Below are 21,492 nucleotides of genomic sequence, written 5' to 3' on the forward strand. Positions count from 1 at the left end.
GCAGCCCGCCTGCGGCAGACCGCAACGACGTTGGGCAGCTGGCGACCTGCGCTGATCCATCTCGCACCCTCCCGGATCGATGCCGTCTACCAGCACACGATCGGCGAGCTCCGGGCGCGCGGCAGCGTGCTCTGGCTGGTGTTCACCCCCCTCGCACGGAACGCGACCGCGGCGGCGCTGCAGGACGTCGTCGCGGAGATCCACGCCGGGGCGGCGACGGCTGCGGAGCGGGCCGAGCTGTACACGGCGCTGCTGGTGATGGCGGCCATCGATCCCTGGGGGCATAATCTGATGAAGGAGCTCGTCGACATGGTGGAGGACAAGGAAGAGGGGCTGCTCCGGCGCACACCGATCATCGGGGAGCTGATCATCGAGGCCGAGCGACGAGGGGAGGAACGAGGCGAGCAACGAGGCGAGCAACGAGGCGAGCAGCGCGGGGAGGAGAAGGCGATCTCGGAGCTGCTCGGTCGCCTCTTCGCGCGGCGGATCGGCCGACGGCCGACGGCGGAAGAAGAGCGCTCGATCCTCGAGCGAGCCCGCGCGAGCGGTCCGGGCGAGGTCGAGGATGCGTTGCTCGATCTCGAGAGCGAGGCGCTGGTGCGCTGGCTCGCGGAGCCGGTGCGGAGCTTCTGAGCTCCCGAAGGAGCCTGGCGAGCCGGCCTGTCGCACAGAAAATGGGCGTCGGGTCGGGTTCCAACGGAATACCCGAGAAGCGCGTCCATCGAGCGCGCTCGCGCATCGGGGCCGCGTAGATCAGCAGAAGATACCGGCGAAGGCGCCCGCTCAGATGCCGTGGCCGATCTCCACGCCGAGGACTCCGCTGAACCCGAGGTAATCGTCTCGCACCACCGTGTCGAAGCCGGGGACCGCCGTGAAGCTCGCGCCCACGTAGGGCCTGAACCACGGCGCGTCGTCCGGCTGGTACCCGAGGCGCAGCCCCGTATCGACGACCAGGCCGAGGGAGGAGTCCTTGCCCGCGAAGAGCTCGTCCTCCCACGCGCTCACGCGGCGTCCGTCGGGCGTCTTGCGATCGTTCCCCTGCAAGTAGAAGCCGAACCCGCCGTAGCCGACCGTGATCGGGATCTGGACCGCCAGCGCTTCCGCGAAGGGCAGCCGGAACGAGAGCCCGACGTGCGCGCCCAGCATGGATCCGTCGGACTTGAGCTCGAGCGTGCGTTGCCCCTTGTAGGTCTGCCCTCCGGGCAGCGTGACGTCGAAGGTGGCCGGATTCATGGGCCCTGGCCGCCCGAGCCCACCCAGACCGAGGCGCACCAGGCCGTTGGCGAAGGTCACGCCGGCGGCGAACGCCGGCCCGTGCGACACGTGTCCTCCCAGGCCCATCACGCGCCACTCGAGGTCGACGAAGCCGCCTACCGGGACGTCCGGCGCGGGCCGGCGCGCGCCCCGCGCGTCCGCGGCCCCGGGCGGCCCGGCATCGAAGGCGCCCACGCCGGCGCGCTCGACGGCCCCGGACCCGGCGTCCGGGGCCTGCGCGTCGGCCCGCGCGGCCCCGAGCAGGAGCGCGAGGCACGCGCTCGACGCGAGCGTCATGAGGTGAAGGCCGCGGCCGCGGCGGTCAGTGAGCGACACGGGAGCCTCCTTGTCCGAAAGCGAAGCGCGCTCCGAAGGAGCCCTCGAGCAGGAACTTGCCGTTGTCGCCGTTGAATCCAAAGCTGCCTCCCGCGCCGGCGTCGAGGGTGAGGAGAACGTGCTCGGACACGGCGTAGCCGGCGCCCGCCGTCAGGACCTGCGCCAGGTCGGCCAGCTCCGTGGTCGGATCGAGCTCCAGCTCGAAGCCGACGGTGGCCCCGGCGCGGAGCAGCCACGCCTCGCCGAGCGCGACGTGCGCGACCATCGATAACTCGTCGACGTGTCGGAGCGCCGACGCGGGCGCGTCGCCTCCTTCCCCGTCGCCTCCTCCGACATCCCGGAGCGCCAGGAACCCCGTCTTGAGGCGCAGATCGAGCTCGAGCGGGCCGTGCGTCACGAGCGGCATCAGCAAGACCGCAGCGCCCGAGGCGCCGCTCGCGCCTGTCACCGTTTGCCCTCCCATGTACGCTCGCTCGAGGGCCCAGAAGGAGGCAGCGGCTCCGAGCTGCGCCCCGCCCGCGAGGCGCACGCGGCCGTCGAGCTCCAGGCCGCCGCCCGTGTCCCTGCCCACGAGGCGTGATCCAAGGATGAGGCGAGCCTCTGCGGGCCCCTGGCCCGCTGAATCGGCGCCGCGGGGCGCGACCTCCGGCGGAGGGGATGCCCCCGTGGCCTCGGCTGCGCGGGCGCCCAGAGGCGGCAGCAGCGCGCTCAAGAACGCGAGGAGGCGGAGCAGACGGCCCCGCCTCGGCCCATCGAACGTGTGGCGTACGAGCATGCACGCAGGATGGCCAGCGCCCGCTCATGCCGGTAGCGATAGAATACGGCTTACAGTTAGTTCAATTCAGAATAAATTGAGCCATGGATCGGTTCCTCGCGCTGCGCGTGTTCTGCAAGGTGGCGGACAGCGGCAGCTTCTCGCGGGCGGCGCGCGAGCTCTCCATGACGCAATCGGCCGCGAGCCGCGGGATCGCCGATCTGGAGTCGCGCCTCGGTCTCCGGCTGTTCGAGCGCACCACCCGGCGCGTCGCGCTCACCCTGGAGGGGCGCGCGTACTACGAGCAGATCGAGGAGCACGTGCGCGCGCTCGAGGACGCCGAGCTCCGCGCCGCCTCCGGCTTCGGAGACCTCGCGGGCCGCGTGAAGCTCTCGGCGCCCGGGGCGCTCGGCCGCCGCCTCCTCTTGCCCGAGCTCGTGCGGATCATGCATGAATCGCCGGGGCTCGTCGTGGACGCCGCGCTCACCGATCAGCGGGTCGACCTCGTGGCAGGCGCGTTCGATTTCGCGCTCCGCGTCGGCGTCCGCAGCGAGCCGTCGTTCATCGAGCGCACGCTGGGGACCTCGCCCCAGTGGCTCGTCGGCAGCGCCGGCCTGTTCGCGGGCAAGCCGGCGCCGACATCCATGTCGGAGCTCGCCGCGGTGCGGGTCGTGGCGAGCGGCGGGGTGCGCGATCTCGAGAAGATGGGGCTCACCGTCAGGCTCACGACCGACGACATCGAGACGAACCTCAGGGCCGTGGAGGCAGGGCTCGGCGTGAGCGTGCTCCCGCGCTGGCTTGTCGCGCGCCGGGTCCAGGAGGGGCGCCTGATCCGGCTCCTGCCAAGGCTCCCGCTGCCGAGCCCTCCCCTCGTCGTCGTCTACCCCCGGCGGCTCCGGCGCGTGGCGCGCCAGGTGCTGGAGCGGCTGGAGCGCCACCTCCAGAAGGAGCTCACCTCCGACGGATGAGCGCCCGCCCGGAAGGGTCGTCGGCGCTCACAGCGACTGGTGCCCGAGGCGCACCTGCATCGACGGGTGACGGGCGGCGAGGGCGCGGAGGAAGGCGAGGCTCTCGGCGCTCCCGGCGGGGTCGGACGAGAAATTCCCGGGCTCGACGTCGTTCCGCCAGCCCCAGGCCGTGTGGCACACATCGCCGGTGAAGAGCACCGGGCCCTCGGGCGTCCGCGCGACGTAGGCGACCGAGCCCGGCGTGTGCCCCGGCGCCGAGAGCGCGAAGAGCGAGGCGTCGCCGAGCACGTCGATCACGCCCTCGCCGCCGAAGGCCCACTCCTCGAGGGGCGCGCGGCCCTCGAGGAGCTGGTCCACGGTGGACTGGGTGAGCGCATGGAACGGGCTTTCGAACGTGGACTCGCCGGGGCCGACGAAGATCGGGACGTCGCGCGCGACGTCGGGCAGGCCGAGCACGTGGTCGATGTGCAGGTGCGTGAGGAGCACGCCGGCCAGCGCCCGCTCGCCGCGAAAGGCGCCGAGGCTGGCCTCCACCCGCAAGGCGCCGAAGTCGAGCGCCTGTCCGACAGGGCCGGTGCGGAGGGGATGGTCGCTCGCCGCGAGCGCCTGCGACGCGCCCGTGTCGATGAGGTACAGGCCCCGCGCCGGGTGCGCGAGCGCGTGAAAGGTGATGTCGACCGGCTCGAGGCCGTCGGTCAGGCCGGCGGCGCGCTCGTGGGCCAGGTTGATGAGCCCGGCGCGGCTGGTCTCCCACCGCGCGCTGACGACGGTCTCGACGGTGATGGGGCCCGCCTCGTCGAGGAGCGCCTCCATCACCTGCAGCCGGATCGGCGTGCCGAGCGTGGCCCTCGCCGCGCCGTGCGTCGACGCGGGCGGGTCCTTCGGCGGCGGGAGCGGCTCGGCGCACGCGCCGAGCAGGAGCGCGGAGGCGAGGAGAGCGCGGGATACGAAGCGGAAGGTGTGTCTTGACATGCCGCCAGTGTGCTCTCCGAAAAATGAATGGGTAACTGGCGGAAGTCGCATGTACTCATACGAAAATGGATATCTCGTGGGACGATGCGCGGCTGTTCCTCGCGGTGGCGGAGGCAGGCAGCCTGAGCGCCGCCGCGCGCAAGCTGCAGATGACCCAGCCCACGGTGAGCCGGCGGCTGGCGGAGCTGGAGGCGCTCCTCGGCGAGCCGCTCTTCGACCGCGGCGTGGCCGGCACGGCGCTGACGGCGTACGGGGCCGGCCTTGTCGAGCCCGCGCAGCGGATGGCCGACTGGGCCGCCGAGCTGACCCGCGCGGCGGAGCGGCGGCACGCGCCCACGGGCGTGGTCCGGGTCACGGCGCCCCCCGGCATCGCGCACGGCTTCCTCGTCCCCTTCGCGGCGGCCTTCTCGCGGCGCGCGCCGGCGATCGAGCTGCACGTCGTGTCCACGGTGCGCCCGCTCGACCTGACGAGGCGGGAGGCGGATCTGGCGCTGCGGCTGGGCGTCCCTGCCGGCGAGGAGAGCGTCGCCTCGGTCGACATCGAGCTGCGCGCCTTCGCGTCGGAGCAGTACGCGGCGCGGGCGGCGGGCAAGGCCGATCCCGCGGAGCTCGCGTGGATCGGCTGGGCGCCGCCGCTCGACGACCTCTCCCCGAACAGCGCGCTCGGCCGCCTGATCCCGGGGTGGCGCCCGTCGTTCGCGTCCGACGACTACCTCGTTCAGATCCGCGCGTGCGAGCTGGGGCTCGGCGCGATGATGCTCGCGCGCGAGCACCCGCACTTCCGCAGGCACCCGCCGCTCGTCGAGCTGAAGGTGGACCTGCCGCCCGCGCGACGCTCGCTCGTCCTGCTCTGCCCGCGCAGCGCCCGCGCCATTCCGCGCGTGCGCGCGGTGCTCGAGCCGCTCGCGGAGAGCCTGCGCGCGTGGCGCCCGCCCAAGGCGAGGGGCGCTCGGCGCTGACGGCGTCGCGCGCCCGCGGGCTGGGCTATCCTGGATGGCGATGACCGCCGCCGCACACGCCCTGCCCAGAGGCCCCTCTCTGCGGATCGTCTGCGTGAACGACGTGTACTTGCTCGACAACCTCCCGCGCCTCGTGACCCTCGTGCGGCGCCACGCCGCCGCGCCCGCCGATCGCTTCCTTGTGGTGATGGCCGGCGACTTCCTCGCGCCGAGCCTGCTGTCGAGCCTCGATCACGGCAGGGGCATGGTCGACTGCATGAACGCGCTGCCGGTCACCCACACCATCTTCGGCAACCACGAGGCCGACGTCGAGCTGCCGGAGCTCAGGGCGCGGGTGCAGGAGTTCCGGGGCACGTGGCTCAACACCAACATGCCCTCGTTCGCCCCGGCGCTGCCGACGCACGAGATCCTCGACGTCTCGACCCCCGGCGGGCGCGCTGTCCGGATCGGCCTCCTCGGCCTGCTCGTGCACGTGAAGGGCCTGTACCGGCGGGATGCGTTCGGGGGGATCGACATCGAGCCGGCGAACGAGGCGGCCCTCCGCTGGACCCGCCGGCTCCTCCGCGACGAGGGGTGCGCGTGCGTGATCCCGATCACGCACCAGAGCCGCGACCAGGACCTCGAGCTCGCGCGGGCGCAGCGCGATCCGCGCTTTCCCGTGATCCTCGGCGGCCACGAGCACGAGGTGATCCTCGACGACGTGGACGGCTGCTGGGTCGTGAAGGCCGGCACGGACGCGGAGAGCGCCGCCATCATCGACCTCGTGTGGCCGGCCATGGCGCCGCCCGCCGGGGCGCCCGACCTGCCCGCTGTCACCGTCCGGATCGAGGAGGCCGGCGCCTATCCCGAGGATCCGGCGATGCGCGCGCGCGTCGACCGCCACATGCAGATCGTGCGGGACCTCGACGCGGCGACCCTCCTCCGGCTCCCGCCGGGGTACGAGCTCTCGTCCGTCGGGACGCGGGTCCAGCAGACGTCGCTCGGCGCGCTGCTCTGCTCGCGGATCCGCGACGCCTTCGGGGCGGAGGGGTGCCTCTTCAACGGCGGCGGCATCCGCGGCGGCCGCGCGTACCGGGAGCGCCTCACCTACGGGGATCTCAAGGCCGAGGTGCCCTTCAGCAACGAGGTGGTCGTGACCCTCCTGCCTGGCCGCGTCGTCCGCGAGGCCGTCGCCGCGTCGCGGTCGCGCGCCCCCGCCCAGCACGGCGGTTACCTCCAGATCGACGATCGGATGGCGACGGACGCGCGAGGCGTCCTGAGCGCGATCGACGGCCTCCCGCTTGTCGACGAGCGCGAGTACCGGATCGCCCTCCCGCGCGGGCTCCTCGGCGGCATGGATGACATCGCGCCGCTTGTCCGCTTCGCCCAGGAGCACCCGGAGAAGGTGCCGCCGGCGGACAGCGGGCGCGATCCGAAGCTCGTCCTCGTCGAGTCGTTCGCCGCGGATCTCGTCCGCCAGCTCGGGGCCTTCGAGGCGATCGACGCCGACGGGGACGGCCGCGTCTCGACCGAGGAGCTGAGGGCCGCCGTCTCGAGGGCGACCTCCGAGACGCCGTCCGAGGTGGTCGTCGGCGAGATGATGAAGGCGCTCGACCGCGACGGCGACAAGCGCGTGACGCGCGGCGAGGTCGACGCGCTGTCCTCGTCGCCGCCCGCGGGGGAGCGCGGTCGATCCGACCCCTGAGGGGTCTCCTTTTCTACGCGGATCAGCTCACCGCGAGCGGCGCAGGCCGTCCGGCACCGCGCGCACGGCGCTCTGGATGGCGGCCCGGAGGGCGTCGCGCTGGGCGCGCTCGCCGGCCGCCGCGCTGTCCTCGACCCGCGCGCGGCCCTCGACCACGAAGAGGATGTTGCCCGTGTCGAGCTCGCGCACCGCCGCCGACACCACGCAGGCCGCCGTCAGGGTTCGCTCCCCGGTGCGCTTCGTGTCCAGGCGCACCACGGTGGCGGCGACCCCGTAGCGGCGGGTGAGCCGGAGCGGGCTCCAGTCGATCGCCGAGATCTCGGCGGACGCGTCCTGCCGCAGGAGAGGGACCACGTCACCGAGCCGCGTGGCGGCGGGATGCACGCGGCTCCGCGCCTCGGCGAGCGTGACGCCGGCGCGGGCGCGCGGCGCCTCGGCGACGCCGCTCCGCGGGTCCGGACGCGCGTCAGCAGAGAGCGTGAGTAGCGCGACGGCGAGCGCCCAGCGTCCGATCTGCATCATCGATCCCGACCACCTCGAGCGGAGGGGCTATCAGGACGCGCGAGGAGGGCCAACAAACCACCCTTCCAGCGCTCGCCGGTGTGCAGCGAGGTCAGTCGATCCCGGTCTTCCCCGCGATCCAGTAGGCCTTGGCGCGGACCTCCCGCACCCCGGCCGCCCGGAGCACCTCCCGGGCCCGCTGGACCCACGCGCCGCCGCCGCAGGCCACCGCCGCGGCGACGCCCGCCGCGCGCTCGCGGAGCAAGGCGGCGGCCTCCTCGTCGGACCCCGCGAGGTCCACCGAGACGTCGAGCGATCGCGCCGCCGCCTCCGCCGCGGGGACGTTCGTCACCCGGAGGACGGCGTGGGCGCCGAGGCGGCGCGCCGAGGCCGCCACGCCGAGCGAGGTCTCGTCGCCGGTCAGGAGGCCCACGCCTCCCAGACGGAGGGAGCGTTGCGGGCCGACGAACCGCACGACGTCGCCCGGGCGGACGGCCTCCGTCCACCGCGCGCCCGGCGCGCTCCCGTGCGCGTGGAGGAGCAGCGTGGTCCGACCCCCCGCCCAGTCGATCGGGGTGTACGTCCGCACGTCGTTCGAGGGGAGGAGCACCTGGATCTTGTCGCCGGGCTGCCAGCTGCTCGTGCGCAGCCCCTCGCCCTCGAGCACCACGTGCCGGTAGAGCGGGTGGGGCGTGTCCACGGCCCGCACCTTCGCCTCGGTCAGCACCAGCCCGCCGAGGAGCCCGAGCAAGCGACCTTTTCCGGATGCCATGCGGGTCAGCGTAGTCAGGGCGACTGTGCCGGTGCATGAAGAAGCGCAAAGGCCGGAGGACCGGAGGGCGAAAGCCCTGCACAGTCCTCTGGGCCCGCGCGCTCCAGCGCGGTCACGCAGCGGCGGGCGCGTCGTGACGCGCGGTGAGGTCGACGCGGAGCCCCCTGTCAGATCGGACAGCGCTGGGCGAGCGCTGGCGTCTCCACTAACCTCTGTCCGATGACCTCATCCTCCCGTGGCATGAACCCCGCTCGACGACGCTCTTACCTGGCTTTCGTTCCCGTGCTCACCCTCGGCCTGGTGGTGGCCTGCGGAGGCGACGACGACGGGTCGGGCGACTCGAGCTCGGGTCCGGGCGGCTCGGGCCCGAGCCTCTCGGCGCTCGAAGAGCGCCTCGCCGCCTGTCCCGACATCTCCCTGACGAGCGATCCCAGCGCGAGCGCCTGCCTGGTCGGAACCTACGAGGGGACCACACCTTCGGGCGAGGCCTGCAGCCTCGAGCTCGGCGAGGTTGGCGCCTACGAGTTCACGAGCCCCTCCCTCACCGTCTCGCACACCGCTCCCGACAAGACGATCTTCGTCTTCGATCACACGTCGATCAGCGGCTTCGAGCAACTCGCGTGGAAGGTGTCCGATCCGATCACGCTCGAGACCTGGTACGAGCTGGACTTCACGGCTCGCTTCGGCGCCGGAGTGGACGAGGCAACCTCGAAGATCCAGATCGAGGTCACGGAGCACGGCGCGGACACGACCACGAGCGTCGCCTGCGTCGTCGACCTGTGACGGCTCCCTCCGGCGGCGAGGACCAGCGAACGGGCTCCTTCCTCGGCGCCGAGAGGACGCTTCAGGCGAACGTGCCCGCGTGATCGCGCGGGGTGCCGTCCACGGGACCCGGATCGAACGCGAACGGCGGGTACTGGTCGACCAGCGACGCATGATAGGCGAGGAGCCGCGCCTGCCACCGGAGCACGCCGCACTGGAAATCGTAGATGGCCGTCGGGACGCGCTCGGTGAAGAGGACCGCGACCGCCGAGACGAGCCACGCCAGATAGGCGACGCAGAAGAGCAGCGCGAGGACGATGGCCGAGGGGAGGCTCGTCAAGAGCCGCAGGAGCGCGTCCTTCGCTGTCGGCGCGCCGGTCGGATCGACGTCGAGGCGCGCGGTCTCGGCGGGGCGATCGAGCGGGAGCCTGTCGGTGAGCAGGAAGAGATAAGCGAACGCGGCCTGTAGCCACACGAGCGCGCGCGTCAGCCTCGGGCCGTCCTCGGCCAGGAACCGGGCCGAGCCCTTCTGGGCCACAAGCGCGGCCGCCACGGCGGGCAGGGCCAGATAGACAAGCATCATGACGAACCCCACCGTGACGCCGGCAATCGAGAGCGCCGCGAGCAGGAGGACACGCGCGAGGAGCTGGACGCGATCGAGCTTCCAGGGGCGCGTGACGGTGAAGGTGACAGGATACGAGGTCATCTCGAGATCTCCCAGGTTCATGGCGCTTCACGCGCGCGCCGGGTAACTCCCCGCGATCTTGTTGGTGAACCGGTGGAGCCGGTGGACGAAGCCCGCGTTCGGGAGGAACATCAGCGGGCACTCGCCCGCGACCACGCGGATCCCGAGCTCTTGACAGGCCTGCACGGCAGGCGCGCTCACTGCACCCTGACCGACCCCCCGGTGCAGCCACACGCGCTGGATGCCGGCAGCGGCGCACGCCCGCACGATCTGCTCGGTGACCTGGGGCGGGGTCATCACGATCGCCCCCTCGACCGGGGGATCGATCTCGCCGACCTCGGCGTACGCGACGCGGCCTTCGATCACGCCGCCCCCCGGGTTCACCGGAACGACGTCGTAACCCCGATCGATGAGCTCCCGCATCACCATCCGGCTGAAGTCCTTGTCGTCATGCGATGCGCCCACCAGGGCCACCCGCCGGTGGGAGAGGAATTCATTGACGTCTTCCATCCTGTTCCGCATTGGGGCCTCCCGCGCTCCGCTCGTGCGCTCGTCACGATCGACGATGCTCGACGATTGCATGGCTCGTGCCGGCCGGCGCAGGCGCGGCGCAGGCCGGAACGCCTGTCCTCTGCGGCGCAACACGTGCGCCTGCGGTGCAGGTCGTGCTGGGCCGAAGGTCCACGAGTGCAGCAGGAACAGCTCGACGTCTGTGGGGACGATCAAGTTACGGCGCGCTGCTGCGATCCCCGTGGTGTAAGATGGGGATCCCCATGGCATCGATGTTTGCGAGCGCTGGGCGGGTTACGGCGGCGCGGGTCGCGCCGTCGCGGGGATCGACCCTGGACGTCATCTGCGCCGGCGAGGCCCTCTGGGATCTCGCGCCTCCGGGCGGTGCCTCGCTGCGGTTCCGTCCTGGCGGCGGGGCGGTGAACGCCGCTGTCGCGCTCGCGCGGAGCGGGCTGCGCGTCGGGCTCGCGGCCGCGCTCGGCGACGACGCCCCGGGTCGGGCGCTCCTGGCGAGGGTCGCGGCGGCCGGCGTCGACGTCGCGGGTGTGGCGCTGATCCCGACCCGCCAGGGGCTCATCCTGCTGGAGGACACCGGCGGGGCGCGGCACATGGTCGCCCACCGCGCAGAGGACGATCTGCCCCTCTCGGTGCCCGAGGGGTGGGCGGCGCCGGTGCTGCTGCTCTCGGGGATCTCTCCGGCGCTCGCGCCGATCGCCGCGCTCTGCCGGGCCGCGCGGGCCGCGCGCCGCACGGGCACCGTCGTCGTCGTCGACCTCAACGCGCGGTGGCGCCTCTGGGCCGGGCGCGATCCGCGCGTGCTCCACGCCCTGCTCCGCGAGGCCGACGTGGTGCGGTGCAGCGCGGCGGACCTCGCCGGGCTCGGGCTCGACGACGCCCAGGTGCGCGCCGCCATGCGGCCGAGCGCGACCCTGGTCCTCACCCAGGGCGCCGGCGCAGCCCGCGCCGCCGGCCCCTTCGGCGAGATCGCGCTCGCCCCGCCCGTCGTGGCCGAGACCCGCGCGGCCGGCGCGGGCGACGCGTTCACCGCCGCGATCTGCGCCGAGATCGCCCGCGCCGGCGACCACGGCCCGGAGCGCCCCGACCTCTGGGCCCGCGCGATCCAGCGCGGTCACGCCGCGGCGAGCGCGAGGGTCGGCCGGCGCTGAGGCCGGGCTCCCCCGGCGGAGAGCGCGGTCACGGGCCCTTCGGCCCGCGCACGAGCGCCCCCGTCGCGGGCCCGCCGTTCCACGCGAGGCTGAAGTAGACGTTGGTCCCGTCCACGGCGATGCCCCACGGGTAGCTCAGGTTGCGCGCGTGCGTCGCGAGATCGCTCCCGTCGAGCCGCGCGCTCTGCACCTGGCCGTCGGCCTCCCGCGCTGTCGTCCAGAAGACGCGCGCGTCGTCGAACGCGAGCTGCGCGGGGATCTGCGGCAGATCCGGGACGACCCTGCGGAGCGGGCCCCCGGGCGAGAACGTGGCGATCCCGCGCCCCTCGATGAGCCACAGCGCGCCGCCGCGCGCCTGGAGCGCGCGGGGGGCGACCAGCGCCTCGTGCAGCCTCTCCGGCGCGCTCGGCGGCGCCGCGTCGCGCGCCACCCGGTAGATCGCGCCGTCGGCCGCGCCGGTGCCCCGCGCGGTCACGTAGACGTGGCCGGCGTCGAGCGCCACCCCGCTGGCGGCGCCCGGGATGGCCGCGAGCATCACCTTCGCCGCGCCGGGCTCCGCGCCGAGCGGCAGCGTGAACAGCCCGCCGTCCTCGAACGCCGGCGGCGTCCCCGCCTCGACCCAGTAGAGCGCGCCCTTGTCGACTGCGAGCGCCGTGACGCCGCGGGTGTCGGGCGCGAGCTCGGTCACCTCGCCGCCGGCCTTCGGGACGGCCGCGAGGCCGCGGGCGTGCGCGAAGTACACAGCGGCCTCGTCGAGCGCGAGCGGGCCCGGGAGCTCCTGCTCCGGCGCGAGCGCCACCGGCGTCCCGCCGCCTGGATCGAGCCGCATGACGCTCCCGTCCGGCGCGTCGCCCGAGCCCTGGTTCGTCCAGTAGAGCCCGGTCGCGTCCATCCTGAGGAACGTGGGCAGCCGGAGCTCGCCTGCGAGCACGGCGGCGTCGCAGGTGCCGTTCCAGCAAGCGTCGGCGCAGGTCACGCCGCAGGCGCCGCAATGGCGCGGGTCCTCCGCGACGAGGGCCTCGCAGCCGTTGCGGCCGTCGCCGTCGCAGTCGGCCCGCCCGGCGTCGCACGCGAGGGTGCAGGCGCCCGCCGCGCAGAGCGCGGTCGCGCCGTCGCCGCCCGCGCAGCGCGCGTCGCACGCGCCGCAGCTCTCGACGCTCGTCAGCAGGGCGGCCTCGCAGCCGTTGTCGCTGTCGCCGTCGCAATCGGCGAAGCCTTCCGGGCAGAGGTCCTCGCGCGGCGTCGTGGGCCCGGGCGGCGCGGCGCTCGGCGGTGAAGAGCAGGCGGCGAGCAGGAGCGCGCCGAGACCGAACAGTGCAGGACAGGGGTTCGAAGGCATCGGCGTCTCCTCAAAGGTTCGGGTGGACGACAGGCAGGAACGCCACGCACATCTCGTCGAGCGTCGTCTCGCCGAGGGCGATGTCCTGCGGCGCGGGCAGGCGCTCCTCGATGAGCTGCGCCGCGAGCGCCGGGTTCTCCGTTGTGTTGTCGTACGTGCAGCGCAGCTCGATCGTGTCGCCCGACCGCAGCGTTGGCAGCTCGTCGATCGGCGCGTCGTAGCTGTAGAGCCGCTGCCAGTTGTAGTCCCACGCCGGCGTCTGGACGAGGCACTGGCGGTCGGCCTCGTCGTCCCGTGGATCGGCGCGGATCTGGTCGACCTTGAGGTCGACGCCGGCCCGGTGCATGTGGACGCCGGCGCCGTAGATCGAGATCTCGGGGATCGGGAAGTCGATGACGTACCGCATCCGCTCCACGTGCCCCCGGGCGCCGGCCGGGATCCGGAACTCGACGCTCCCGCGGTCGCCCGGCCCGGGCAAAAGCCCGTTGCCGTCCCGGAACGGCGCCTCGGCGTTGCCGAGCGCGAGGTTCGAGAGCGCGCGGCTCGGCTTCTCGTCCGCGAGGCGGAGCGCGACCCGGGTCGCGTCGGGCGAGGGCGCCTCGCCGGGCTTCGGGTGGTAGTGGACCTGCATCACGAGCAGCGCGTTCGCTGGCACCGAGATGCCGATGTCCGGCGGCAGCTCGAACGCCTGCGTGCCGGGCGCCCAGGCGCCGAGCAGCGCCGTCTCGGAGAGGCGCGCGTCGCCGAAGCACTCGTAGCTGCCGCTCTCGCCGCCGAGCGCCTCGCTCTCGCGGTTCGCGTCGATGAAGAGCAGCGCGTGGTGCACGACGGCGCGGTTGCCCGGCAGCACGTCGTAGCCCTGGACCCACGCCTGCTCCGTGAGCCCCGGATCGAGGACGAAGCAGCGGAAGCTGTCGGAGCCCTCCGCCGCGGCGAAGGGGGCCCTTGGCGAGAGCTCGAGGTCCGTGCGCGACAGGCCTGCCGCGACGGGCGTATAGGGGGCCGGGGCGTCCGCGGGATCGCCCTTGGGCGCGCCGGCGTCGCTCCAGGCGCGGAGCAGGGCGATCTCGTCGAGGGAGAGGTGCAGGTCCCCCCGGAACGGGCGAGGGGGCGCGCACTCGTCGGTCGGCAGGGCGCCCCACGGCGGCATCCGCCGCGCCTCGGTCTCGTCGGCGATGACCGGCGCGAGCGCCTTCGCGTTCTCGTACGAGGCCAGGCTCACCGGCGCGGTGCCGCCCTGCGCGTGGCAGCCGAGGCAGCTCTTCTGGAGCAGCGGCTCGATGTCCCTGTGGAATGTCGGTGTGCTCGCGCCCGGCGCCGCCTCGGGGGAACAGCCGAGGAGGAGCGCCGTGGCGGAGGGCAAAACGAAGTGGATGAGAAGACGCATGCGGAGCGCCCAAGCAGCGAGCGTGCCCGAAAGGATTGGCCGCAATCGGCGGGCGGCGCGCGAGGGCGCGTGTCCGCGTCCGGACAGGTGTCCGCCGCGGAGGCGGACAGGTGTCGTGCGGCCGCGGTCCGGCGCCGGTTTCTTGCGGGGGACGAGCGAGGGATTCCGTCCCTTATCCGTCCACGTGGACGCCGCGCCGCTCCTCGTGGAGATGAGATGACGTGCTGGAACTTCAACGAGGAGCGCCGAGATGATCACCCTCTATCAGGCCCCCGCCGCGTGGGGCGTCCCGAACATCAGCCCCTTCTGCCTCAAGCTCGAGACCTGGCTGCGCATGGCCGGCCTCCCCTATGAGGTGCGCTCCGCCGACCCGCTCCGCGCGCCAAAGGGCAAGGTCCCCTATGCCGACATCGACGGCTGTACCGTGGGCGACTCGCAGCTCATCATCGAGCAGCTGGAGCGCGCCCACGGCGACAAGCTCGACGCCAACCTCACCGCGGAGGCGCGCGCTCGAGGCCATGTGATCCGGCGCATGCTCGAAGAGGCGTTCTACTGGATGGTGGTGTTCGTCCGCTGGAGCGAGCCCGAGGGGTGGGCCGCCTACCGCCCCATCTTCCTTCCGCTCATGCCGCCCGTCGTCGGCGGCGTGATCGTCGAGCTCCTGCGCAAAAGGATGACCGGCATGCTCCGCGCGCAGGGCACGGGGCGCCACAGCCGCGAGGAGATCTATGCCCAGGGCAAGGCCGACCTCGACGCCATCGCCACCCTGCTCGGCGACCAGCCCTTCATGCTCGGGACCGAGCCGAGCTCGGTGGACGCGACCGTGTACGCCCTCCTCGCCAGCGTGCTCCGCTTCCCCGTCGATTCCCCGCTGAAGCGTCACGCCGAGGCCCAGCCCAACCTGGTTGCCTACTGTGAGCGCATGCGGCAGCGCTACTATGCCGACTGGACCCCTCCCGCCTGACCTCCGAGGAACCCGCTCATTTGCAGCCCTTTTTCAGCGGACAATTCACAGGGAGACGGGGAGGGAAATCTTCAAAATACTCCCCGTCTCCCCGCCTCCCTGTGAAATTCTCCCCGCTTCGACGACTGGTGCGTATCAGGCGCCTTTGCGCGCGAGCCGATACACCGCCGCCACGAGCTCGCCCGGCTGGACCGGCTTGGCGAGGTGGAGCTGGAACCCGGCGTCCCGGGCCTGAACGATGTCCTCGCGCCGGGCGAAGGCGGTGAGCGCCAGCGCCGGCACGGCGCCACCGAGGTCCGGAGCGCGGGATCGGAGCTCGCGAAGGAGGGCGTAGCCGTCCTGCTGCGGCATGGCGATGTCGCTGACGAGCACGTCGGGCCGAGCGCGGCTCATCATCTCCAGCGCGGCCGAGGCCGAGCCGGTCTCGTCCGCCTGGGCGCCCGCCTCGCGCAGCACCATGGTGACGAGCTCCCGGGCGTCCGGCTCGTCGTCGACGACGAGCACGCGCAGCCCGTCGAGCCGGGGGATCGTCCCGGCCGAGGGGTGCTCGATCTCGGATGAGACCTCGGAGCCCTCGCTCTGCGCCACGGCCACGGCCCGCACCGGCAAGCGCACGCTGAAGGACGCCCCTTTCCCCTCGCCGTCGCTCCGCGCGTGGATGGTGCCGCCATGGATCTCGACGAGGTATTTGACGATCGCCAGCCCGAGACCGAGTCCGCCGTGCTGCCGTGTGGTGGCCGCCTCCGCCTGGCGGAACCGCTCGAACACGTGCGGGAGAAAGGCGGCCGAAATGCCTTTCCCGGTATCCGTCACCGTCACCTCGACGCCGCCCGGGCAGAGCGATGTCTGGAGTCCGACCTGCCCGCCGCCCGGCGTGAACTTCACCGCGTTGACCAGCAGATTCGTGACCACCTGCTGGAAGCGATCGGGATCGCAGACGATGTCCCCGACACCGGGATCGAGCCTGACTTCCAGGCCGATGGCCTTCGCGTCAGCGGCCGGCCGGATGGCGTCGACCGCGGTGCGGACGAGCTCGTTCACGCTCGCGTTCCTGGGGTAGAGGCGGATCTTCCCGGTCACGATGCGCGAGCTCTCGAGGATCTCCTCGATGAGCCTGGCCTGCGCCTCGGCGTTGCGTTCGATGACCGCCATCGCCTTGGGCGCGAGCTCGGGCCGCGAGCGCTGCATGCGCGCCCACCCGAGGATCGCGGTCAGGGGCGTGCGGAGCTCGTGCGAGACGATCGCGAGGAACTCGTCCTTCAGCCGGCTGGTCTCCTCGGCCTGCGCCAGGACCTCGGCCCGCTGCTGCTCGAGGCGCTTCTGATCGTCGACGTCGGTGCAGGTGCCGAACCAGCGGAGGATGCGCCCTGCGTCGTCGCGCATCGGCAGCGCGCGGCCCAGGAACCAGCGGTATGCGCCGTCGGCGCGCCGGAAGCGGTACTCGATCTCGTAGTCTTCCCCCGTCTCGACGGAGCGAACCCACCGCTCCCAGGCGCGTTGCTGATCGTCGGGGTGCAGCTGGTCGTTCCAGCCGGCGCCGCGCGTGGCGTCGGGCGTCTCGCCTGTATAGTCGTACCAGCGGCGGTTGTAGAAATCGTGATACCCGTCGGGCCGCGCCGACCAGACGAGCTGCGGCATCATGTCGAGGATGCGGCGAAGGCTGCGCTCGACCTCCGGGATGTCGTGGGTCTCCGAGATCAGCGCTGGAGCGGCCGGCACCGGAGCGGCGCGCTCCTCGACGAACAGGATCCCGACGAACGCCACGGCGCCTGAAGCATCGCGGATCGGGAAATAGTGCCCGGTGAACGGCGCGCCGCGGATCGAGCCGAGCGGCACGGCGCGCGAGACGCCGTCGAGCGCCGCGCGAAGCGCCGAGGCGTGCCCGCCCCGCAGCGCGGACGCGATCTCGCTGCGCTCGTCGGCGCGGGGGCCGAACCGCGCTCGGTACGCCGGGTTCTCGTGGATCGCGACACCAGCCGGGCTCAGCACGAGGACGGGGAGCCCTCCGACGAAGTCGACGAGCCACAGCTGCTCTTGCTGCTGCTTCATCCGCGACGACACCCTATAGCGCACCGGCGCGATCGGCGCTGTCGGCGCGTCGCGCCCTCGAGGCGGACGAGCGGCTGCGAGAGCAGGCGAGCGTGCCGGAGCGACTCGAATGCAACCGCCTCGCAAATTCAGCAAGTCCTGGCCAGTCCAGACTCACGCGGTCGCTTGAGAGCCTCGACACGGCACGTCGCGCTCAGCGCGGGCGATCCGCGAGAGCGGCGCGCGCCGCGACGAACGCGGCGGGGCGCGGCGTGAAGACGCCGTCCACCCCGAGGTCGCGCAGGCGCGCCAGGTCCTCCACGCGCTCCACGACCCAGACCCACACCCGTTCTCCGCGCGCGTGCGCCTGCCGCAGCCCACGCCGACTCAGCACCTGCAGAGCGCCGTGGCGCTCCGGGATCATCAAGACGCCGCCGGTGCGCGGCGCGAGCGCGTCGAGCCGCGCGCGCTCCAGGAGGACGCGCAGCAGCACCTCGCGCGACGTGCCGGCGAACAGCCAGCCTGGCCGCGCGCTCCGGATCGCGCCCACCACGCGCGGCGCCTCGCTCGCGATCACCACGCGTGACGCCGCGTCATGGCGCGCGACCAGCGCCGCCACGTCCGCCGCGATCTGCGGGTGCGTCGCGTGGACGTCGAGCACGAACGGGTGCCGCGGGAAGCTGGCGAGCGCGTCGTCGACGGTGGGGATGCGCACGCCGCGCCCGCGCTGCGGGTGCCGCCCGCCCGCCTCGAACGCGAAGCCCGCGTCGAGCCGGGCGAGCTCCGGATACGGCATCTCGGCGACGCGCCCGCGCGCGCCCGTCGTGCGCCAGGTGTCCTCGTCGTGGTGCGCGACGAGCACGCCGTCGGCCGTCCGCTGAACGTCGAGCTCGATCACGACGTCGCTCGCGAGCGACGCGGCGTGCTGGAACGCCTCGAGGGTGTTCTCGGGCTGCTCGGCGGCGCCGCCGCGGTACGCGATGATCCTGAATCCCTCCGAGAGCAGCGGGTGGCGGCGGCTCGACATGCGCGCACCGTAATGCCCGCCGCCCGCGGCGCGCATTCACTTCGGATAAGATCGCCCCGATGCTTGTCGGGCTGGCCTCGCGCTGATACGTCCGTCGCCCGTGGAGGGCTCCTTCGCAGCGGTCCGCGAGCTCCTGGCCGGCTACGCGCGCGTCCCCGAGGAGGAGATCCGCTATTTTCTGGGCCTGACGCGGCGCGTGCGCCTCGATCGCGGCGAGCTCATGACCCGCGCCGGGGAGCGCCCGCGCGACTTCGGCCTGGTGCTGAGCGGCCTGGTTCGAAAGTTCTACGTCACCCCGCGGGGACGCGACGTGACGCGCGGCTTCGCCATGGAGGGCGAGCTCGTTGGCGCGTATGCCGCCTTGCTCGGCAAGTGCGCGTCGCAGCTCAGCGTGCAGGCGCTCGAGGGCTCGAGCGTGCTCGTCGTCGAATTCGAGGCCTTCGAGCGCCTCTACGACCGGCACCCGAGCTGGAACACGCTGGGGCGGCGCGTCGCCGAGGCCCTCTTCGTCGAGCGCGAGCAGCGCGCCGCGGAGCTGCTCACGCTCAGCGCCGAGCAGCGCTACGAGACGCTGCTGGCGCGCAGTCCCGCGCTCGCCGAGCGCGTCCCGCAGTACCAGATCGCGTCGTACCTGGGCATCACGCCCGTGTCCCTGAGCCGCATCCGCGCGCGGCGCGCGCAGCGCCGGCGCGCGTGACGACGTGGACGCGGCGCGCCGGCGTCAGCCATCGCCGGCGGCCTGCGTGTCGCCCTCGATCTCGCGCTTCAGGGCGCGATCCAGCACGAACGTCCCGAAGGGGACGAGCGACGCGACGAGCGCCGCGAGGGAGCGGCGATGCGGCCAGTCGCGCTCGCTGGCCACGCGGATCAGCGCGCCGACGAACAGGAGGAAGAGGAGCCCGTGGGCGCTGCCGACGATCCGCACGGCGATCGGCAGCTCAAAGAAGTACTTGAGCGGCATCGCGACGCCGAGGAGGACCAGGAAGGACAGCCCTTCCAGGAAGCCGACGAGGCGCAGGGCGCGGAGCGCGCTCATCGTTCGACACCGGACCAGGTGGGGCGAAAGACCATCATCAGCAGCACCACGAAGGGAAGGGTAAAGGTCATTACGAACGCGCCCCGTGGACGAGGGGCGAGCCGCGAAACCAGCGGCGGGGTGATCGCCGCGGCGATCCAGAGCTCCGTCATGGGGAGTTGCAGCAGCGCGGTCAAGAGGTATCCCGCGATCCACGTGACGACCAGCCCCGGGGAGGCCGCGGCGTGGACGGCGCGCTCCCGATCGACGAGGGATGCGGCGACAGATGCTGGCATGATGCTGCGGCTGTTGGCGTCCGCGCGTCCGCGCGTCCGGCGCTTCAGCTCGCTCTGCTGCTCCTCTCGGCGGCGATCTTCCGCATCTGCTGATCGTACGGATCGAGGACGCTCACTAGGCGCTGCGTCAGCTCGGGGCCCGCAGCTTCGGGCGTCCCGGCGTTGAAGGGCGGGGCGGGGTCGTATTCCAGCATGAGCTGCGTCAGCTTCGCGGCGTCGTCTCCGCGCAGCAGCGCCAGCAGCGTCAGCCCGAAATCGATGCCTGCGGTCACCCCGCCGCCCGAGATCCGGTTGCGATCGACCACGACGCGCGCCCGGACACACTCCACGCCGAACGCCTCCAGGATGTGGCGCGTGGACCAGTGTGTCGTGGCCTTGTATCCTTGTAGCAAACCCGCCGCCGCCAGGATGAGCGACCCCGTGCACACGGACGTCACGTACCTGGAGCGGGCGCCCCGATCCCTCAGGAAGCGAAGGACCTCCTGATCCACCATGGCGTCGGGGGTGCCCATACCGCCCGGCACGAACAGGATGTCCAGGTCGTCCGGACAGTCGCTGAAGGTCGCCGTCGGCTGGATAGGAACCCCCGAGTCAGACATGACCAGGTCGCGCGTCTTCCAGAGCAGATAGGTCGTCGCGTGAGCGGTCAGCACGCTTTGAGGGCCGATCAGATCCAGCGCCGTGAGGCCCGGGTAGAGCACCATGCCGACCTGGAGCGGCGGCTGAGGATCTGGCAGCTTGATGTCATAGGCGTCGGTCATCGTTCGTCCCTGAACCCTTTCGTCTCTTCATTCTCGGATGATTGCCCTGATGGCGGAGCTTCGTCTCGACGCCGCCCCGCGCCTGGCGCTCACGAGCGCGGCTGAACGCGCTTCGTTGACCCGACTGTGAGCCACGCCGGCGGGGGCCGAAAGGACATCGTCCCCTGCTTTCAGGACACGCGGGCGCAAGGCACCCGCGCACCCCGTCGCGTGCAGCCGTGCGCGAAGGATCCGGCGAGCGTCGACAGCGCTCGGCCGGGCGCCCGGCGTCCGCTCACGCTCGACCGAAGCGCCTCCGGTAGTCCTCCGGCGTGACCTGCAGGGTGCGCTGGAACGCGCGCCGCATCCGCTCGTCCGTGCCGAAGCCGCAGTCGCGCGCCAGCTGCTTCATCGAGGCTCGGCCCCCCTCGAGGCAGGAGCGCGCCTGCTCCAGGCGGGCCGCCTCGACGAATTTCGCGGGGGTCATCCGCATGGCCCGGGTGAACGTCCGCGCGAAGTTGCGCGGGCTCATCCCGGCCCTGTTCGCCAGCGCCTCGACGCGCAGGTCGGCGTCGAGGTGCCGGAGCACCCAGTCGATCACGCCCTGCAGCGGGCCCGTGGCGACCGTCTGCGCGAGGAGCGGGCGGCTGAACTGGGACTGTCCACCGGGGCGCTTGAGGAACACAACGAGCCCCCGCGCCACCTGGAGCGCCATGTCGTATCCGAGATCCTCCTCCACCATCGAGAGCGCGAGGTCGATGCCCGCTGTCATGCCCGCCGACGTGTAGATCTTCCCGGAGCGCACGAAGATGGCGTCGGGGTCGACCTCGACGCCGGGAAACTCGCGCGCGAGCGCTGCCGCGGAATGCCAGTGGGTGGCGGCGCGGCGCCCCGCGAGCAGCCCCGCGGCGGCGAGGAGGAAGGCGCCCGTGCAGACGGCGCCCATGCGCCGCACCTCGGGCGTCGCCGCGCGGAGCCAGGCGAGCAGCCGGGTATCCCGCGTCGCTTCACGGGTCTCGCCCCCGGCGACAAGCACCGTATCGATGCCGGGCGCCAGATCCGCGAGCGCCTTGTGCGCGACGATCTGCACCCCCGACAGCGTCCGGATCACGCCGCCGTTCACGGCGGCGATCTCGACGGCATAGGCGGGGGGAGCGCCGGGCACCTTCGCTCTCGCGATGTCCGAGGCCAGGGCGAATACGTCGGTGGGTCCCACCACGTCGATGGCGCTCGCGCCGTCGTAGGCCACGGCCACGACCCTGCGCGTCGGTCCATGGCGATGCGCGCGCGGCGCGGCAGAGGGAGCGGATTTCGATGCAGGGGGCCGCCTCACGCGACGACGGTAGCTGTCGGGCCGGTGGCCTTGAAGATAA

23 protein-coding genes are annotated in these 21,492 nt (G+C 72.7%); 8 read left to right on the forward strand and 15 right to left on the reverse strand.

Features of this window, described 5'->3' with window-relative positions; genetic code table 11:
• Positions 1-30: 30 nt before the first annotated feature.
• Positions 31-633, forward strand: coding sequence for a hypothetical protein (locus WMF45_RS48880; RefSeq protein WP_437714048.1), 603 nt, complete (start codon positions 31-33; stop codon positions 631-633).
• Between the two features lie 150 nt (positions 634-783).
• On the opposite strand, the gene WMF45_RS48885 is transcribed toward WMF45_RS48880, so the two are convergent.
• Positions 784-1,590 carry a hypothetical protein gene (locus WMF45_RS48885; protein ID WP_437714050.1) on the reverse strand — a complete coding sequence of 269 codons (807 nt, stop codon included), beginning with the start codon at positions 1,588-1,590 and terminating at the stop codon, positions 784-786.
• Positions 1,577-2,365: a hypothetical protein gene (locus WMF45_RS48890; RefSeq protein ID WP_437714051.1), complete on the reverse strand. Its 789-nt coding sequence runs from the start codon at positions 2,363-2,365 to the stop codon at positions 1,577-1,579. The genes WMF45_RS48885 and WMF45_RS48890 overlap by 14 nt, the downstream gene beginning before the upstream one ends.
• 83 nt (positions 2,366-2,448) lie before the next feature.
• Between WMF45_RS48890 and WMF45_RS48895 the strand changes: the two genes are divergently transcribed.
• On the forward strand, positions 2,449-3,312 hold the full coding sequence (locus tag WMF45_RS48895; RefSeq protein ID WP_437714053.1) for a LysR family transcriptional regulator: 864 nt from the start codon (positions 2,449-2,451) through the stop codon (positions 3,310-3,312).
• A 27-nt stretch (positions 3,313-3,339) separates the two neighbouring features.
• Here the strand turns inward: WMF45_RS48895 and WMF45_RS48900 are convergent, their stop codons facing one another.
• Positions 3,340-4,284: an MBL fold metallo-hydrolase gene (locus WMF45_RS48900; protein ID WP_437714055.1), complete on the reverse strand. Its 945-nt coding sequence runs from the start codon at positions 4,282-4,284 to the stop codon at positions 3,340-3,342.
• 65 nt (positions 4,285-4,349) lie between these two features.
• On the opposite strand from WMF45_RS48900, the gene WMF45_RS48905 reads away from it, so the two are divergent.
• Positions 4,350-5,243 (forward strand): LysR family transcriptional regulator, encoded by an 894-nt coding sequence (locus WMF45_RS48905; RefSeq protein WP_437714056.1) that lies wholly within the window; start codon positions 4,350-4,352, stop codon positions 5,241-5,243.
• 40 nt (positions 5,244-5,283) lie between these two features.
• On the forward strand, positions 5,284-6,927 hold the full coding sequence (locus WMF45_RS48910) for a 5'-nucleotidase C-terminal domain-containing protein (RefSeq protein ID WP_437714057.1): 1,644 nt from the start codon (positions 5,284-5,286) through the stop codon (positions 6,925-6,927).
• Positions 6,928-6,954: 27 nt separating this feature from the next.
• On the opposite strand, the gene WMF45_RS48915 is transcribed toward WMF45_RS48910, so the two are convergent.
• Together WMF45_RS48915 and WMF45_RS48920 are read right to left on the reverse strand one after the other, a co-directional pair.
• On the reverse strand, positions 6,955-7,449 hold the full coding sequence (locus WMF45_RS48915) for a hypothetical protein (protein WP_437714059.1): 495 nt from the start codon (positions 7,447-7,449) through the stop codon (positions 6,955-6,957).
• 91 nt (positions 7,450-7,540) lie between these two features.
• On the reverse strand, positions 7,541-8,200 hold the full coding sequence (locus WMF45_RS48920) for a siderophore-interacting protein (protein ID WP_437714061.1): 660 nt from the start codon (positions 8,198-8,200) through the stop codon (positions 7,541-7,543).
• Between the two features lie 219 nt (positions 8,201-8,419).
• Between WMF45_RS48920 and WMF45_RS48925 the strand changes: the two genes are divergently transcribed.
• Positions 8,420-8,983 carry a hypothetical protein gene (locus WMF45_RS48925; RefSeq protein ID WP_437714062.1) on the forward strand — a complete coding sequence of 188 codons (564 nt, stop codon included), beginning with the start codon at positions 8,420-8,422 and terminating at the stop codon, positions 8,981-8,983.
• Positions 8,984-9,044: 61 nt separating this feature from the next.
• Here the strand turns inward: WMF45_RS48925 and WMF45_RS48930 are convergent, their stop codons facing one another.
• On the reverse strand, positions 9,045-9,668 hold the full coding sequence (locus WMF45_RS48930) for a DUF4389 domain-containing protein (protein ID WP_437714064.1): 624 nt from the start codon (positions 9,666-9,668) through the stop codon (positions 9,045-9,047).
• A gap of 27 nt (positions 9,669-9,695) precedes the next feature.
• Positions 9,696-10,157, reverse strand: a complete 462-nt coding sequence (locus tag WMF45_RS48935) for a CoA-binding protein (RefSeq protein WP_437714066.1) — start codon at positions 10,155-10,157, stop codon at positions 9,696-9,698.
• A 263-nt stretch (positions 10,158-10,420) separates the two neighbouring features.
• Between WMF45_RS48935 and WMF45_RS48940 the strand changes: the two genes are divergently transcribed.
• Positions 10,421-11,323 carry a PfkB family carbohydrate kinase gene (locus tag WMF45_RS48940; RefSeq protein ID WP_437714067.1) on the forward strand — a complete coding sequence of 301 codons (903 nt, stop codon included), beginning with the start codon at positions 10,421-10,423 and terminating at the stop codon, positions 11,321-11,323.
• 28 nt (positions 11,324-11,351) lie between these two features.
• Here WMF45_RS48940 and WMF45_RS48945 read toward each other — a convergent pair whose 3' ends face one another.
• Together WMF45_RS48945 and WMF45_RS48950 are read right to left on the reverse strand one after the other, a co-directional pair.
• Complete coding sequence (locus WMF45_RS48945) at positions 11,352-12,662, reverse strand: hypothetical protein (RefSeq protein WP_437714069.1); 1,311 nt, start codon at positions 12,660-12,662, stop codon at positions 11,352-11,354.
• Between the two features lie 10 nt (positions 12,663-12,672).
• On the reverse strand, positions 12,673-14,049 hold the full coding sequence (locus WMF45_RS48950) for a hypothetical protein (RefSeq protein WP_437714070.1): 1,377 nt from the start codon (positions 14,047-14,049) through the stop codon (positions 12,673-12,675).
• 250 nt (positions 14,050-14,299) lie between these two features.
• Between WMF45_RS48950 and WMF45_RS48955 the strand changes: the two genes are divergently transcribed.
• A complete protein-coding gene (locus WMF45_RS48955) occupies positions 14,300-15,013 on the forward strand; it encodes a glutathione S-transferase family protein (protein ID WP_437714072.1) in 714 nt (237 codons plus the stop codon).
• Between the two features lie 135 nt (positions 15,014-15,148).
• Here the strand turns inward: WMF45_RS48955 and WMF45_RS48960 are convergent, their stop codons facing one another.
• Both WMF45_RS48960 and WMF45_RS48965 read right to left on the reverse strand, forming a co-directional pair.
• Complete coding sequence (locus tag WMF45_RS48960; RefSeq protein ID WP_437714074.1) at positions 15,149-17,062, reverse strand: hybrid sensor histidine kinase/response regulator; 1,914 nt, start codon at positions 17,060-17,062, stop codon at positions 15,149-15,151.
• Between the two features lie 193 nt (positions 17,063-17,255).
• A complete protein-coding gene (locus WMF45_RS48965) occupies positions 17,256-18,068 on the reverse strand; it encodes a glycerophosphodiester phosphodiesterase family protein (RefSeq protein ID WP_437714076.1) in 813 nt (270 codons plus the stop codon).
• 100 nt (positions 18,069-18,168) lie between these two features.
• On the opposite strand from WMF45_RS48965, the gene WMF45_RS48970 reads away from it, so the two are divergent.
• Positions 18,169-18,765 (forward strand): Crp/Fnr family transcriptional regulator, encoded by a 597-nt coding sequence (locus tag WMF45_RS48970; protein ID WP_437714078.1) that lies wholly within the window; start codon positions 18,169-18,171, stop codon positions 18,763-18,765.
• A gap of 24 nt (positions 18,766-18,789) precedes the next feature.
• On the opposite strand, the gene WMF45_RS48975 is transcribed toward WMF45_RS48970, so the two are convergent.
• The 4 genes from WMF45_RS48975 to WMF45_RS48990 form a co-directional block, all read right to left on the reverse strand.
• Positions 18,790-19,104 carry a DUF3817 domain-containing protein gene (locus WMF45_RS48975; RefSeq protein ID WP_437714080.1) on the reverse strand — a complete coding sequence of 105 codons (315 nt, stop codon included), beginning with the start codon at positions 19,102-19,104 and terminating at the stop codon, positions 18,790-18,792.
• Complete coding sequence (locus tag WMF45_RS48980) at positions 19,101-19,280, reverse strand: hypothetical protein (protein ID WP_437714082.1); 180 nt, start codon at positions 19,278-19,280, stop codon at positions 19,101-19,103. Before WMF45_RS48980 ends, WMF45_RS48975 begins: the two co-directional genes overlap by 4 nt.
• 143 nt (positions 19,281-19,423) lie before the next feature.
• On the reverse strand, positions 19,424-20,140 hold the full coding sequence (locus WMF45_RS48985; RefSeq protein ID WP_437714083.1) for a DJ-1/PfpI family protein: 717 nt from the start codon (positions 20,138-20,140) through the stop codon (positions 19,424-19,426).
• Positions 20,141-20,414: 274 nt separating this feature from the next.
• On the reverse strand, positions 20,415-21,374 hold the full coding sequence (locus WMF45_RS48990; protein WP_437714085.1) for a GlxA family transcriptional regulator: 960 nt from the start codon (positions 21,372-21,374) through the stop codon (positions 20,415-20,417).
• Positions 21,375-21,492 lie beyond the last annotated feature (118 nt).

This window comes from Sorangium sp. So ce448 (assembly GCF_051520915.1).
Lineage (GTDB): Bacteria > Myxococcota_A > Polyangia > Polyangiales > Polyangiaceae > Sorangium > Sorangium cellulosum_B.